The organism is Bacillus sp. NPDC077411, from assembly GCF_044543425.1.
Lineage (GTDB): Bacteria > Bacillota > Bacilli > Bacillales > Bacillaceae_G > Bacillus_A > Bacillus_A bruguierae.
On sequence record NZ_JBITWA010000002.1, the window covers coordinates 414,070 to 430,354 of the forward strand.

A 16,285-nucleotide genomic window follows, 5' to 3' on the forward strand; every position below is an offset into this window, starting at 1 on the left:
ATGAATGCAGAGATTATCGCGGTTGGTACAGAGCTATTGCTTGGGCAAATTGCGAATACGAATGCCAAATTTTTATCAGAAAAGCTGGCATCTATCGGAATCGATGTATATTATCACACTGTCGTTGGGGATAACAATAATCGATTACGTCGGGCAATTGAAATCGCTCAAAAACGTGCAGATATGTTGATTTTCACAGGTGGTTTAGGACCAACAAAAGACGATTTAACGAAAGAAACAATTGCTTCCTCCTTGCAGGAAGAGCTTGTATATGATGAAATAGCACTTGATTCCATTGCTGATTATTATAAAAGAACGGGAAGAGAGTTTACAGAAAATAATAAAAAACAAGCTCTTGTTTTAAGGGGAGCAACTGTGTTTGCAAATGATCATGGTATGGCTCCGGGTATGGGATTATGTAAAGATAACAAGGTGTATATTTTACTTCCAGGACCACCTAAAGAAATGAATCCAATGTATACAAGTTATGTAGAGAATTGGCTTCTTCCTTTTACATCTGGTGAGAATCTATATTCTCGCACTCTTCGATTTTTTGGAATTGGAGAATCACAATTAGAGGCAACGATTCAAGATTTAATAGATGCTCAAACGAATCCGACCATTGCTCCCCTTGCTTCTGAAGGAGAAGTAACGCTTCGCTTGACAGCAAAGCACCATGATGCAAAAGAAGCTGAATCTTTGATAAATCATGTAGAAGAATTGATTTTACAAAGAGTAGGGCAATTTTTTTATGGATATAATCAAGATCTTCTTCATCAAAAAGCAATTACTTTGCTCAAACAAAAATGTTTGAAGATTGCATGTGCTGAAAGTTTAACAGGTGGCTTATTTGGTAATCGTATTACTGAGGTTGCCGGTGTGTCTTCTCTGTTTACAGGCGGCGTAATTTGTTATAGCAATGATGTAAAGCAACATGTTTTACATGTTCCGGAAAAGACTTTACAAACAGATGGAGCTGTTAGTGAAGCTTGTGCCCGTTATCTTGCTGAAAATGTGAAAAAACTGATGCAAGCCAATATCGGAATTAGTTTTACTGGAGTAGCAGGGCCGGATATGTCTGAAGGAAAAGAGCCAGGAACAGTGTTTATCGGCTTAGCAATAGATGAACAGCCAACGGTAGTTATTCCCCTTACATTAAGTGGAAGTCGTCAGCAAATTCGTGAACGAACTGTAAAATATGGGTTTTATCATCTGTATAAGAAGCTAGAAGAGATATAAATCTCTTCTAGCTTCTGTTATTTTCTATAGAAAAATAGAGGTTTTCATCTACTGGAAATAAAAAAAACGAATAAACGTTCGATTTTTGTTGGCATAATGGGAAGAAAATATGTATAATAAAATTAGCATTTAAGTTAAGGAGGAATTTTTGAATGAGTGATCGTCAAGCGGCATTAGATATGGCGTTAAAACAAATAGAAAAACAATTCGGTAAAGGCTCTATTATGAAACTAGGGGAGCAAGCGGAACGTAGGATTTCTACTGTACCAAGTGGTTCATTGGCACTTGATGTTGCCCTTGGAGTTGGTGGCTATCCACGAGGCCGTATTATTGAAATTTATGGACCTGAAAGTTCAGGTAAAACAACAGTTTCCTTACATGCGATTGCAGAGGTACAGCGTCAAGGCGGACAAGCGGCATTTATTGATGCAGAACATGCAATGGATCCTGTATATGCACAAAAACTAGGTGTTAACATTGATGAATTATTATTATCTCAACCAGATACAGGAGAACAGGGGCTAGAAATTGCGGAAGCATTAGTACGAAGCGGTGCAATTGATATTATCGTTATTGACTCTGTAGCAGCACTTGTTCCAAAAGCGGAGATTGAAGGAGAAATGGGTGACTCTCACGTTGGCTTACAAGCACGTTTAATGTCACAAGCTCTTCGTAAATTATCTGGTGCGATTAACAAGTCAAAAACAATCGCAATTTTCATTAACCAAATTCGTGAAAAAGTTGGGGTTATGTTTGGAAATCAACAAATGGTTGCTTAATCTTTATAGATTAAGGAGTTTACTATGGGTTTCCCTTGCTAGTGATAGCATGTTCAAAAAACCTTGTGAACCTTATTGCCTAAGGGTGTAGCTATATAGCTGCTAACGGTGAAGCCCTCCAAATAATAGGGTAATACCGTGCCAAGCTTCAGAATGGTATGAAGAAGGTGTAGAGACTACCGAAAAGGACGTTTAAAGTTAACTGAGTAGGGTACGGCAGAAGATAGGCTCCTGCTGGAAGTGCAAGGCTCTCTGTAAAGAGATGAAGAGATAGTCCGCGCTATAGAGATGGAAAATCTATAGAATTATGCCAGAAACAACTCCAGGTGGACGTGCGTTGAAATTCTATTCAACAGTGCGTCTAGAAGTACGTCGTGCTGAGCAGTTAAAGCAAGGTAACGATATTGTTGGTAATAAAACAAAAGTGAAAGTAGTAAAAAATAAAGTAGCGCCTCCTTTCCGCGTTGCAGAAGTTGATATTATGTACGGAGAAGGAATTTCAAGAGAAGGCGAAATTTTAGATATGGCATCTGAACTTGATATCGTTCAAAAGAGCGGAGCTTGGTATTCTTATAATGAGGAACGCTTAGGACAAGGGCGCGAAAATGCGAAGCAATTCTTAAAAGAAAATCCAGAAGTTACAGATGAAATAGCATTCTTTATTCGTGAACATTATGGTATTGGTGAAGAGGGTGCATCTGGAAGTGGAGAAGATATGACTCTTCTTAATGATTAAAAGACACGGTTTCGTGTCTTTTATTTTTTATCCCGCTATTTACGAAGAGTAATATCCTACTTTAAATGAATTTAATTATATAAATCTATTTTAATTTTTCGACACCTTTGTCTAGCTCTGCCTCCTAGGCCCTCATGTCTAAACAGTCGTCTCCGCTTTTCTTTATGATCCAGCTCCAGCGGCTAGAACAGTCGGTGGCTTCGCGTCTTCCGCCGAGGCAAAAAGCGCCTCTATGTCAGAAGCTCCATCCCCCTCTTGTTCTGAGCGAGCTGCTTCCGCTTTTCTTTATAAGTAGCTGTTATGCAGAATACAACATGACCGCTACTTGCTTTCTCCGTTTGTTTTAAACATTGCATGTGGTAGGAAAAGGCCCTGACCGTTTCTATGCGTGGCCAGATGCTCTTGTTTCCCCTAAAAAGAAATGGGGTTTATGTCGTTTTTTTTTAACTTGTATATATATAATAATCGGTGGAGGGATAAAGAAACCTTACTGATGGAAAGTTTCACTTTATCATAGGTAAAGAAAGTAAAGGTAGACAATGCTTGACAATGAAAATAGCGGTAGATACAATGATAATGTATATTTTTTCTTATATTATATACGACACACTCTTCTCAAGAAGAGAAGTAACATTCGGAGAGGACGTATACTTTCCGAAATAAGCATATGTCTAGTTTAATTGTGAAATGAAGAAAGTCCCTTGAAAAGGCGGGACGACGGTCATCGCTGTACGTTGCAGGTGCAAACAATGTACATCCATGCAGTCTTTTTTCATTCATAGCAAGAGGAGGTGAATTTATGAGTAATGAATTTTGGATACTCATCTCCATTTTGCTGGCCATCGTCAGTGCAGTTGTTGGGTTTTTTGTTCGAAAGTCCATTGCAGAAGCGAAGATTAACGGTGCGGCCAATGAAGCGAAGCGCATTGTAGAAGATGCAAATCGTCAAGCAGAAGCACTGAAAAAAGAAGCGCTATTAGAAGCAAAGGATGAAATTCATACACTTCGTACAGAAGCAGAATTAGAAATTCGTGACCGAAGAAGCGAGTTGCAAAAACAAGAAAATCGTTTAATGCAAAAAGAAGAGAACCTTGATCGAAAAGACGAATCGCTTGAGAAAAGTCAGCAATTGTTAGAAAAGAAAGAGGAATCTCTTGTAGCAAGACAACAGCAGATTGAAGATTTGGAAAGCAAAGTGGGAGAGTTAGTACAAAAACAACAAGATGAATTAGAGCGAATTTCTAACTTAACGCGTGAACAAGCAAGAGCTATTATCTTAGAAAAAGTTGAAAATGAAATTTCGCATGAAATCGCTGTTATGGTAAAAGAAACTGAAGTACGTGCAAAAGAAGAAGCAGATAAGAAAGCGAAAGAAATCCTATCTTTAGCTATGCAAAGATGTGCTGCTGATCACGTTGCCGAAACAACGGTTTCAGTTGTAAATCTCCCAAATGACGAAATGAAGGGTCGTATTATCGGACGTGAAGGACGTAATATTCGTACACTAGAAACATTAACGGGTATTGATTTAATTATTGATGATACACCAGAAGCAGTAATCCTATCAGGTTTTGATCCGATTCGTCGTGAAACTGCTCGTATTGCTTTGGATAAACTTGTACAAGACGGACGTATTCACCCAGCGCGTATTGAAGAAATGGTTGAAAAATCAAGACGTGAAGTGGATGAGTATATTCGTGAAGTTGGAGAACAAACGACTTTTGAAGTAGGTGTACATGGATTACACCCAGACTTAATTAAGATTTTAGGTCGTTTGAAATTTAGAACAAGTTACGGTCAAAACGTCTTAAAACACTCTATGGAGGTTGCTTACTTGGCTGGATTAATGGCAGCTGAACTTGGTGAAGACGAAAAGCTTGCTCGTCGTGCTGGTTTATTGCATGACATCGGAAAGGCAATTGACCATGAGGTTGAAGGTAGCCACGTTGAAATTGGCGTCGAGCTTGCGACAAAATATAAAGAGCATCCAGTGGTTATCAATAGTATTGCATCTCATCATGGAGATACAGAACCGACTTCTATTATCGCAGTTCTTGTGGCAGCAGCAGATGCACTGTCAGCAGCAAGACCTGGAGCACGAAGTGAGACGCTTGAAAATTATATTCGTCGTCTTGAAAAGCTTGAAGAGATTTCTGAGTCTTATGAAGGTGTTGAGAAATCTTATGCAATCCAAGCTGGACGCGAAGTTCGTATCTTAGTGAAACCAGATACAATTGATGACTTAGAGGCTCATCGTTTAGCACGTGATATTCGAAAACGTATTGAAAATGAACTGGATTATCCAGGACATATTAAAGTTACTGTTATTCGTGAAACTCGTGCAGTTGAATATGCAAAATAAAGTGGTGGTGTTGCACCACTTTATTTTTTTGTGCTGAGAATGGACACAATATAGAAAAGCTTGTAGAATCGGAAATGATTCACGAAATAGGAAAATGTGAGAAGATCCGTATTTTTATAAGTGAAGGTTGCAGTTTATGAGAAGAAACTGCGAAGAATGTATAGATGGAAAGGGTAAGAACAATGAGAATTTTATTTGTTGGGGATGTAGTAGGCTCGCCAGGAAGAAAGATGATTCAAGATTACGTGCCTGCATTAAAGAAAAAATATACACCTACAGTTACAATTATTAACGGAGAAAATGCTGCAGGTGGACGTGGAATTACAGAGAAAATTTATCGTAACTTTTTAGAGTGCGGTGCACAAGCAGTTACACTTGGAAACCATGCGTGGGATAACCGTGAAATTTTTGAGTTTATTGATGATGCAAAGTATCTTGCAAGACCAGCAAATTTCCCAGAAGGAACACCAGGAAAAGGACTTGTTTTTGTAAACTGTAATGGTATAGAAGTAGCGATAATTAATTTACAAGGCCGCACATTCCTTCCGCCAATTGATTGTCCATTCCGAAAAGTGGATGAATTGATTAAAATTGCGAAAAAACGTACGAACATTATTTTTATTGATTTTCATGCGGAAACAACGAGTGAAAAGCAAGCGCTTGGATGGTATGTAGATGGACGTGCTACAGCAGTTGTTGGAACGCACACGCATGTTCCGACAGCGGATAATCGTATTTTACCAGGTGGAACGGCTTATATTACAGATGTTGGGATGACAGGTCCATATGATGGGATTTTAGGAATGGATCGCGAAGCTGTGCTGAAGAAATTTTTAACAAACCTTCCAGTGCGATTTGAAGTAACGAATGGAAGAACGCAGTTAAGTGCTGTACTAATTGATGTAGATCCAAATACAGGGAAAGCTAAAAAAATTGATCGTATTTTAATTAATGATGATCAGCCTTTTTTTGAATAAAAAATAAAAAATTAGAAAAGAGAATATATTTTAATTTTTTAGAAAAATTAGAGGGTTTTAGCAGGAATATGAATCATTGCTCGTGAATATAAGTTAAAAGTGAATTCAATCGCTAATATTTTTTAAAGAAACGAGGAGGAAACGAGCAATGGAAATATTAAAAGTTAAAGCAACTTCGGTACCTAACTCTGTAGCTGGTGCACTTGCTGGAGTCATTCGTGAGCGTGGTTCAGCAGAAATGCAAGCAATTGGTGCAGGTGCATTGAATCAAGCCGTAAAGGCAGTAGCAATTGCGAGAGGATTTGTGGCGCCAAGTGGTGTGGATTTGATATGTATCCCAGCATTCACAGATATTATGATTGATGGTGAAGAACGTACAGCAATTAAGTTAATTGTAGAGCCTCGTTAAATTGGATGACCTGTTTGCATTTGCAAACAGGTCATTTTTATTCTTCTATTTGTGGGCAATAAGGCCCTCAATTTAAAATTCGGAGGGGTGGATGAAGTTTACCACTGATGGAATGTAAGGATATTTTAGGAAGAAAGGATGAAAAGCATTGAAAATTTTTGATGCGCATTGTGATGTATTGTGGCAGCTATGGCTCGGGAAAGGCAAGCGAACTTTTCAAAATGATTCTTTTTTACATATTACATACGATCAATTAAAACGAAAGGGCGGTAGTATTCAGTGTTTTGCAATTTATGTACCGGAAGAAATTCCATATGGACAGCGATTTGCAGTTGCATTAGAGATGGCGAATATATTTCATGAACAAATTTTGGCACTGCCGAATATAAACTTGATCCGGACAAAAGAAGATATTCAGCAATTAGAAAAAGATGATATAGGAGCCCTTTTAACTTTAGAAGGATGCGATGCAATTGGAAAAGAATTAACGAAGCTACAAACGTTGTATTATCTTGGTGTTCGTTCTGTTGGACTTACTTGGAACTACGCGAATTTAGTTGCTGATGGAGCGTTAGAGTCTCGAGGTGGCGGTTTAACACTGTTTGGAGAAAAAGTAGTGGAAGATTTAAATCGTTACAAGATATGGACAGATGTTTCTCATCTGTCAGAGAAAGGGTTCTGGGATGTGATGGAACTTGCTGATTATCCTATTGCATCGCATTCAAATAGCTATGAGTTATGTCCGCATCCAAGGAATGTAACAAATGAACAAATAAGAGCGTTAATTCAAAAAGACGGAATGATTGGGATAACATTCGTTCCAATGTTTTTAGCTGCAAACAAGTCTGTTTGTACGGATGATATATTGCGCCATGTAGAGCATGTATGTATGCTTGGTGGTGAGAGGAATGTTGGATTCGGATCAGATTTTGATGGAATCACGGAAACAGTCGAACATGTGGAAAGATATGAGCATTATGACTATGTCATAAATGAACTATTAAAGCGCTATAAAGAAGATCAAGTTCATAATTTCATATATCGTAATTTTATACACCATATTCCATTCTAAGACATTGTTATAAAAGAGGGGTAAGAAGTTAGAAAATTTGAAAAATACTCAATAAAACTGTATCAAATTGTTGCATTTTTACTGTTGTAGGGCTAGAATTGTAAACGAATTAAGATTATGCAAAACATTCACTGAAATCAGAAGAGGTATAATTTGTGTCCATTGTAGTTTCTTGTCTTAAAAAGTGCTAAACTAGTACTGTAAAAAAATACACTACAATGTATGCAGTTAAAGGGGTGTAGGAAATGATTAGTCAACTTTCATGGAAAGTTGGAGGCCAACAAGGTGAAGGAATTGAAAGTACAGGAGAAATCTTCTGTATTGCATTAAACCGACTAGGTTATTATTTATATGGTTATCGTCATTTTTCATCACGAATTAAAGGTGGTCATACAAACAATAAAATTCGCGTAAGTACAACAGAAGTACGCGCGATATCAGATGATTTAGATATTTTAATCGCATTTGATCAAGAAACAATTGATTTTAACTTCCACGAACTACGTTCTGGTGGAATTGTTGTTGCAGATGCAAAATTCAATCCAAGCATTCCTGAAGGAACAGATGTAACTTTATATGCAATTCCATTTACGGATATTGCTTCTGAACTAGGTACATCTTTAATGAAAAACATGGTTGCGGTTGGAGCGTCTAGTGCGGTATTAGGGTTAGATGAAAAAGTGTATTTAGAAGTTGTAGATGAAATTTTCAGTCGTAAAGGAGAGCAAGTTGTTCAGAAGAACATGGAAGCAATTCAACGCGGCTCTCAGTATATGAAAGAATTGCTCGGCGAAAAAGTAAATATGATGCAACTTGAAAAAGCAGATGGAAAAAAACGTATGTTTATGATTGGGAACGATGCAATCGCATTTGGTGCAGTAGCTGGCGGTGCTCGTTTTATGTCTGCTTATCCAATTACACCTGCTTCTGAGATTATGGAATACTTAATTAAGAAGCTTCCAAAAGTAGGAGGAACGGTTATTCAAACTGAGGACGAAATCGCTGCTTGTACGATGGCAATTGGTGCAAACTATGCTGGTGTACGTACATTAACAGCTTCAGCAGGTCCTGGTTTATCTCTCATGATGGAAGCAATTGGATTAGCCGGGATTACAGAAACACCTCTTGTAATCATTGATACACAGCGTGGTGGACCAAGTACAGGGTTACCAACAAAACAAGAACAATCTGATTTAATGGCAATGATTTACGGAACGCATGGTGAGATTCCAAAAATCGTTATGGCGCCAAGTACTGTTGAAGAGGCATTTTATGATATTGTCGAAGCGTTTAACTTATCTGAAGAATACCAAGTTCCTGTTATCTTTTTAACAGATTTACAACTTTCTTTAGGTAAACAAACAGTAGAACCGCTTCAATTAGAAAAAGTTGAAATTCGCCGCGGTAAACTTGATTTACATGCTGAGCTACCAGAGCGTGAAAATAAAGCATACTTCAAACGTTATGAAGTAACAGAAGATGGCATTTCACCACGTGTTGTACCTGGTATGAAAAATGGTATTCACCATGTAACAGGCGTAGAGCACGATGAAACAGGTAAACCATCTGAGTCAGCGCTTAACCGCAGCGCACAAATGGACAAACGTTTCCGTAAAATGGAGAATATTAAGTTTAATACCCCTGTATATAAAAATGCAAAATATGATGACGCTGATGTATTATTAGTAGGCTTTAACTCAACTCGTGGTGCAATTGAAGAAGCGATGGAACGTTTAGAGCAAGATGGATTAAAAGTAAATCATGCTCATGTTCGCTTAATTCATCCATTCCCAACGGATGAGATGCTGCCGCTTGTGAAAGATGCAAAACGTGTTGTCGTTGTAGAAAACAATGCAACTGGACAGCTTGCTAATATTATGAAGATGAATCTTGGCTCTGGTGAGAAAATTTCTAGTCTGCTGAAATATAACGGAAACCCATTCTTGCCAAAAGAAATTTACAACGAATGCAAAAAAGGGGTTGTTTTAAATGGCAACATTTAAGGACTTTCGTAATAGTGTAAAACCAAACTGGTGTCCAGGTTGCGGTGATTTCTCAGTGCAAGCAGCAATTCAGCGTGCTGCTGCAAATGTAGGGTTGAATCCTGATGAATTAGCGGTTATTTCTGGTATCGGTTGCTCCGGTCGTATTTCTGGTTATATTAACTCTTACGGTGTTCATAGTATTCATGGACGTGCCCTTCCAATTGCACAAGGTGTAAAAATGGCAAATCGTGATTTAACAGTTATCGCATCTGGTGGTGACGGTGACGGCTTTGCAATCGGAATGGGACATACAATTCATTCTATTCGTCGTAATATTGATATTACGTACATCGTTATGGATAACCAAATTTACGGTTTAACGAAAGGTCAAACTTCACCACGTAGTGAAGCGGGCTTTAAAACGAAAAGTACGCCGCAAGGATCGATTGAGCCAGCGTTATCTGTAATGGAAATGGCATTAACTGCTGGAGCAACGTTCGTAGCACAAAGTTTCTCTAGTGATTTAAAAGAATTAACACAGCTAATTGAGGCTGGTATTCAACATAAAGGGTTCTCTCTCATCAACGTATTTAGTCCATGTGTAACATATAACAAGGTAAACACGTACGATTGGTTCAAGGAGAACTTAACAAGACTTAGCGAAGTAGAAGGATATGATCCATCTAATCGTATGCTTGCTATGCAAACATTAATGGAAAACAAAGGTTTAGTAACAGGTTTAATTTATCAAAATACAGAACAACCTTCTTACCAAGAGCTTGTAAAAGGCTATAGTGAAGAACCATTAGTTCATGCTGATCTGCAAATGGATCAAAAAATGTTTGATGAGCTTGTAGCAGAGTTCATGTAATAGATGAAAGGCTATCGAAGCTTCGGTAGCCTTTTCTAATACAAAATTATGATTACGTCTATTCATAAATAAGATGTACTTTCTTTACTGTGAAAATTCAGAATGATAAAATAATAAATGAGAGTCATATTATATGAGCTCCCCTTATTCCTCTTAGTATCAGGTGAAATCGTTCATGAATCCAAGCTATCTCTATTGTTTAATTTGACTGAACGCTTTATACTATAATAATGTGTATAGGAATGAAGCGATATGCTTTTTTATAAAAACAATTTAAACAACAACTAAAAGTTAAAACTTTGTATATGTAAGGTTGAAAGGAGATTATTCATGAACGAAGAGCAACGATTAGCAGGTCAACAAGCAACTTCAACTACTAAAAAAGCAGAAAAAGATTACAGTAAATATTTTGAAAGTGTATATCAACCACCTTCTTTAAAAGATGCGAAAAAACGTGGAAAAGAAGAAGTTAAAATTGAACGTGACTTTGGCTTACCAGAAGAGTTTCGTAATTTTGGTGCTGGAAGAAAGTTTTATATCCGTACTTATGGATGTCAAATGAATGAGCATGATACAGAAGTAATGGCTGGCATCTTTACGACTCTTGGATATGAGCCAACATTCTCTACAGAAGATGCAGATGTGATTCTACTAAATACATGTGCAATTCGTGAAAATGCTGAAAATAAAGTATTCGGGGAACTTGGTCATTTAAAATCTTTAAAACAAAGAAATCCTGATCTTTTAATTGGTGTATGTGGTTGTATGTCACAAGAGGAATCTGTCGTAAACAGAATTATGCAAAAGCATCAGCATGTAGATATGGTATTTGGTACACATAACATCCACCGCCTGCCGTACATTTTAAAAGATGCTATGTTTGCGAAAGCGACAGTTGTTGAAGTATGGTCAAAAGAAGGAGATGTCATTGAGAATCTTCCAAAAGTACGCCGCGGGGATATTAAAGCGTGGGTAAACATTATGTACGGATGTGACAAATTCTGCACGTACTGCATCGTACCGTATACACGTGGTAAAGAGCGTAGTCGCCATCCTGAAGACATTATTAAAGAAGTACGTCATTTAGCGGCAAATGGTTATAAAGAAATTACGCTACTTGGTCAAAACGTAAATGCATACGGAAAAGACTTCGAAGATATGAAATATGGTTTAGGGGATCTTATGGATGAACTTCGTAAGATTGACGTAGCACGTATTCGTTTTACAACAAGCCATCCGCGCGACTTTGATGATCATTTAATTGAGGTACTTGGAAAAGGCGGTAATTTAGTTGAACATATTCACTTACCGGTGCAATCTGGAAGTACGGATATGTTGAAAATTATGGCACGTAAATACTCACGTGAACATTATTTAGAACTTGTACGTAAAATTAAAGAAGCGATTCCAAATGCAGTATTAACGACAGATATTATCGTAGGTTTCCCAAATGAAACAGATGAACAATTTGAAGAAACGATGTCGTTATATCGTGAAGTAGGATTTGATAGTGCATATACATTTATTTATTCACCACGTGAAGGTACACCAGCTGCAAAAATGCAGGATAATGTACCGATGGAAGTGAAAAAAGAACGTTTGCAACGCTTAAATGCGTTAGTAAATGAATTTTCTGCGAAGAAGAATAAAACGTATGAAGGGCAAATTGTTGAAGTGCTTGTTGATGGAGAAAGTAAAAATAATCCTGATGTACTTGCAGGTTATACACGTGCCAATAAACTTGTAAACTTCGTAGCTCCAAAATCTGTAATCGGTCAGCTTGTAAAAGTGAAAGTAACAAAAGCAAAAACTTGGTCTCTAAACGGGGAATTGGTTGAGGAGCCGATTGAGGTGAAATAAAAGATGAAAATCTTTACAAAAGATGAAATTGTAGAACAGGCGAAAGAATTAGCAAAAATGATTTCTGAAACAGAAGAAGTAGATTTCTTTAAACGTGCAGAAGCGCAAATTCATAAAAATGAAAATGTAAAACGTACGATTGATGAAATTAAAGTTTTGCAAAAACAAGCAGTAAATTTACAGCATTATGGGAAATGGGAAGCGTTAAAAAAGGTAGAATCGGATATTGATGCGCTGCAAGATAAACTAGATGAAATTCCAGTTGTCCAACAGTTTAAATCTTCTCAAACATATGTAAATGATTTATTGCAGCTTGTCGCAAGTACAATTTCAAACACGGTCACAGATGAAATTTTAATTTCAACTGGCGGCGATGTGTTAAAAGGAGAGACAGGTGCTGAAGTAGCAAATAAAAAAGGCACGTGTGGATGCTAAAAAAGATGTCGAGTTCGGCATCTTTTTTTGTTTCGTTTCTAATAGATGATAATTTATCATGCACTTCTTGAAGTTTCAATGGTTGTTTGCAACTTCTGATAATCAGAGATTTTCTATTATAAAATGAAAGGTGCATGGCTTTTTCAAAAAAGAATAACACATTCCGCATTTGTCCCGCATATAATGAATTGAACATTCATTGAGGAGGGTTTCGTATGTCCGAATTTAGAGAGATTATTACGAAAGCAGTTGTGGGAAAAGGGCGTAAGTATATGAAAACAACTCACACTGTTGAGCCGAATCATCCGCCGACAAGTATTCTGGGATGCTGGGTTATTAACCATGCATACGAAGCAAAACAGAATGGAAAGTATGTAGAAATCGAAGGATACTATGACATTAATACATGGTATTCGCATGATGAAAATACGAAAACTGAAGTGGTAACAGAGCGTGTGCATTACACAGATGACGTGAAAATTGGCTATCGTGATAAGGGGGTTTCTGGGGAAGATATCGAAATTATTGCACGTGTCGTGCAACATCCAAATTGTTTAGAAGCAGTGATTTCACCAAATGGGAATAAAATGGTTGTTACAGTAGAACGTGAATTTGTCATAGAGGTTGTCGGCGAAACAAAGATTTGTGTAAGTGTGAATCCAGATGGTTGTGAAGAAGATGATACGCAATTTGAAGTGGATGATGATGAGTTTGAAGAACTGGATCCGAACTTTATCGTAGAAGCGGAAGCGGAAGAAGAATAAGCTGAGGCTAGGAAGAACATCTTCCTAGCTTTTTGTATATGTTTCAGATGATGGATCAAAATCATTTGTGTATAATTGTGTTATAATATATTCTTAAAGTGAAAAAGAGAGATATATGGAGGAGCAAAATGGCACAGTACACGCCGATGATGCAGCAATATTTAAAAATCAAGGCAGATTATCAAGATGCCTTTTTATTTTTTCGATTAGGTGATTTTTATGAAATGTTCTTTGAAGATGCTGTAAAAGCAGCACATGAACTTGAAATTACATTGACAAGTCGTGATGGGGGCGGAAGTGAACGAATTCCGATGTGTGGCGTACCGTATCACGCTGCGAAAAATTACATTGAACAATTGATTGAAAAAGGATATAAAGTAGCAGTTTGTGAACAGGTTGAAGACCCGAAAACAGCAAAAGGTGTTGTACGCCGTGAAGTCGTTCAATTAATTACACCAGGAACGATGATGGAAGGTCGTACGATAGATGAAAAGGAAAATAATTTCCTTGCAGCATTAGCACAGTTTGAGGATGGTTCCTATGCATTAGCTTGTAATGACTTAACGACAGGGCAAAATACAGTAACATTATTAACGGGAACACTTGAAGATGTATTACTAGAAGTATACGCAACGGGTGCGAAAGAAATTGTCGTATCTTCTACGTTCTCTAAGGAAGAACTAGACAAGCTGTTAGCAACACTAAAAATGACAGTTTCATATGAGGAAGAAACAAAAATTCCAGAGAGTCTTATGCATCTCGTTCAAAATGTGACGCAAACAAAACTACTTGCAGCAGTTGGACGTTTATTTAACTATGTCTTACGAACGCAAAAACGTTCTTTAGATCACCTGCAACCTGTGGAAATTTATTATACAAATCAATTTATGAAGATTGATGTCCATTCTAAACGTAATCTAGAACTAACAGAAACCATTCGAACAAAAGAAAAAACAGGTTCGTTACTATGGCTCTTGGATAAAACGAAAACAGCGATGGGGGGACGTATGTTAAAACAGTGGATGGAACGTCCGCTCATCCAAAAAGAAAAAATTGAAGAACGTTTAGAAATGGTTGAAACGTTTGTGAACGATTATTTCTTACGTGAAGATTTAAAAGAAAAACTAAAAGAAGTATACGACTTAGAGCGGTTAGCAGGAAAAGTTTCATATGGTAGTGTTAATGCGCGCGATTTACTGCAATTAAAGCGTTCCTTACTGCAAGTACCAGCCATTCTAGAAGCGGTTAGTCTGTTAGATAATTCTTATGCTGCAAGGTTAATTCAAGGCGCAGATCCGTGCGAAAGTCTAGCGGCGTTACTAGAGAGAAGTATTCAAGAAAACCCGCCGCTTTCGATAAAAGATGGTGACATTATAAAAGATGGTTACAGTGAGAAATTAGATCAGTATCGTTATGTAAGCAAAAACGGGAAAACGTGGATTGCAGAACTTGAAAAACGTGAGCGTGATATAACGGGAATTAAATCATTAAAGATTGGTTATAATCGTATTTTTGGCTACTATATTGAAGTCACAAAAGCAAATCTATCTGCGCTTCCAGAAGGGCGTTATGAGCGGAAACAAACACTTGCGAATGCAGAACGTTTTATTACAGATGAGCTAAAAGAAAAAGAGACATTAATTTTAGAAGCAGAAGAAAAAATCGTTCAGTTAGAATATGATTTATTCACAGCTCTTCGTGAAGAAGTGAAAGTATTTATTCCGAAATTGCAGCAATTAGCAAAAATTATTAGTGAATTAGATGTCCTTCAAAGCTTTGCAACTGTAAGTGAGGAAGAACAATTTGTAAAACCAACATTAACGGGAAAACGAGAAATTTTTATTAAAGATGGTCGTCATCCGGTCGTTGAAAAAGTATTAAATGGAAAATTGTATGTTCCGAATGATTGTATTATGCCTGAAAATATGGATGTCTTTTTAATCACTGGTCCAAATATGTCTGGTAAAAGTACGTATATGCGTCAATTAGCACTGATTACCGTGATGGCGCAAATCGGTTGTTTTGTACCGGCAGCAGAAGCAGTTCTACCTGTGTTTGACCAAATCTTTACGAGAATTGGGGCAGCTGATGATTTAATTTCAGGCCAAAGTACGTTTATGGTCGAAATGTTAGAAGCGAAAAATGCGATTGCGAATGCATCGGAACGAAGCTTAATTTTATTTGATGAAATTGGACGCGGTACATCTACGTATGACGGTATGGCACTAGCGCAAGCAATTATTGAGCATATCCATGATCAAATTGGTGCGAAAACGCTATTTTCAACACACTATCATGAATTAACAGTTCTAGAAGAAAGTTTAGATAACCTAAAAAATGTTCATGTTTCAGCAATTGAAGAAAATGGAAAAGTTGTCTTCTTGCATAAAATTCAAGAAGGAGCAGCAGATAAGAGTTACGGTATTCACGTTGCTCAGCTTGCAGAGCTACCAGATAGCTTAATTGCTCGTGCTAAAGAAGTATTAGCGCAGCTTGAAGGACAAGAGGAAGTAATCATTCCGATACGAACGGAAATGAAAGTTTCAGAAGAAATAGTGCAAGAACCTGTAGTCGTAAAAGAAGAACTAGATGCATTGCCAGAAGAAGTGGAAGAAGAATCACAGCTATCCTTCTTTACGGCGGAACAACGAGTGAAAAAAGAAGACAAACCTGCGCTTGTTTCAAAAGAAACAGCAGTATTAACGCAAATTAAAAAAATTGATTTACTTGATATGACACCGTTAGAAGCGTTAAATGAACTGTACCGTTTACAGAAAAAGTTGAAGAAAGGATGAG

11 protein-coding genes and 2 pseudogenes are annotated in these 16,285 nt (G+C 37.4%); all 13 read left to right on the plus strand.

Annotated features, from left to right (window positions below):
* The 13 genes and pseudogenes from ACIGHG_RS05460 (at position 1) to mutS (ending at position 16,284) form a co-directional block, all read left to right on the plus strand.
* Positions 1 to 1,239 (plus strand): competence/damage-inducible protein A, encoded by a 1,239-nt coding sequence (locus tag ACIGHG_RS05460; protein ID WP_336473228.1) that lies wholly within the window; start codon positions 1 to 3, stop codon positions 1,237 to 1,239.
* Positions 1,240 to 1,391: 152 nt separating this feature from the next.
* Positions 1,392 to 2,006 (plus strand): annotated as a pseudogene (gene recA, locus ACIGHG_RS05465) (recombinase RecA); the annotation flags it as partial.
* Between the two features lie 322 nt (positions 2,007 to 2,328).
* A pseudogene (locus ACIGHG_RS05470) lies at positions 2,329 to 2,754 on the plus strand (recombinase RecA family protein); the annotation flags it as partial.
* A 799-nt stretch (positions 2,755 to 3,553) separates the two neighbouring features.
* Positions 3,554 to 5,116 carry a ribonuclease Y gene (gene rny / locus ACIGHG_RS05475; protein ID WP_090912848.1) on the plus strand — a complete coding sequence of 521 codons (1,563 nt, stop codon included), beginning with the start codon at positions 3,554 to 3,556 and terminating at the stop codon, positions 5,114 to 5,116.
* Between the two features lie 182 nt (positions 5,117 to 5,298).
* Positions 5,299 to 6,093, plus strand: a complete 795-nt coding sequence (locus ACIGHG_RS05480) for a TIGR00282 family metallophosphoesterase (protein WP_396547464.1) — start codon at positions 5,299 to 5,301, stop codon at positions 6,091 to 6,093.
* 148 nt (positions 6,094 to 6,241) lie between these two features.
* Entirely contained in the window at positions 6,242 to 6,502 is a 261-nt protein-coding gene (spoVS, locus tag ACIGHG_RS05485; RefSeq protein ID WP_020059065.1) for a stage V sporulation protein SpoVS, read from the plus strand.
* 148 nt (positions 6,503 to 6,650) lie between these two features.
* Positions 6,651 to 7,574 (plus strand): dipeptidase, encoded by a 924-nt coding sequence (locus ACIGHG_RS05490; protein WP_396547466.1) that lies wholly within the window; start codon positions 6,651 to 6,653, stop codon positions 7,572 to 7,574.
* 245 nt (positions 7,575 to 7,819) lie between these two features.
* Positions 7,820 to 9,577 (plus strand): 2-oxoacid:acceptor oxidoreductase subunit alpha, encoded by a 1,758-nt coding sequence (locus ACIGHG_RS05495; protein WP_336473231.1) that lies wholly within the window; start codon positions 7,820 to 7,822, stop codon positions 9,575 to 9,577.
* Positions 9,564 to 10,430 carry a 2-oxoacid:ferredoxin oxidoreductase subunit beta gene (locus tag ACIGHG_RS05500; protein ID WP_090912856.1) on the plus strand — a complete coding sequence of 289 codons (867 nt, stop codon included), beginning with the start codon at positions 9,564 to 9,566 and terminating at the stop codon, positions 10,428 to 10,430. Before ACIGHG_RS05495 ends, ACIGHG_RS05500 begins: the two co-directional genes overlap by 14 nt.
* A 330-nt stretch (positions 10,431 to 10,760) precedes the next feature.
* Positions 10,761 to 12,290, plus strand: coding sequence for a tRNA (N6-isopentenyl adenosine(37)-C2)-methylthiotransferase MiaB (gene miaB / locus ACIGHG_RS05505; RefSeq protein ID WP_090912857.1), 1,530 nt, complete (start codon positions 10,761 to 10,763; stop codon positions 12,288 to 12,290).
* 3 nt (positions 12,291 to 12,293) lie between these two features.
* Positions 12,294 to 12,725 carry a YlbF/YmcA family competence regulator gene (locus ACIGHG_RS05510; protein ID WP_090912859.1) on the plus strand — a complete coding sequence of 144 codons (432 nt, stop codon included), beginning with the start codon at positions 12,294 to 12,296 and terminating at the stop codon, positions 12,723 to 12,725.
* A gap of 215 nt (positions 12,726 to 12,940) precedes the next feature.
* A complete protein-coding gene (gene cotE / locus ACIGHG_RS05515) occupies positions 12,941 to 13,489 on the plus strand; it encodes an outer spore coat protein CotE (RefSeq protein ID WP_336473232.1) in 549 nt (182 codons plus the stop codon).
* A gap of 128 nt (positions 13,490 to 13,617) precedes the next feature.
* Complete coding sequence (gene mutS, locus ACIGHG_RS05520; protein ID WP_396547469.1) at positions 13,618 to 16,284, plus strand: DNA mismatch repair protein MutS; 2,667 nt, start codon at positions 13,618 to 13,620, stop codon at positions 16,282 to 16,284.
* The last annotated feature ends 1 nt before the right edge of the window (position 16,285 follow it).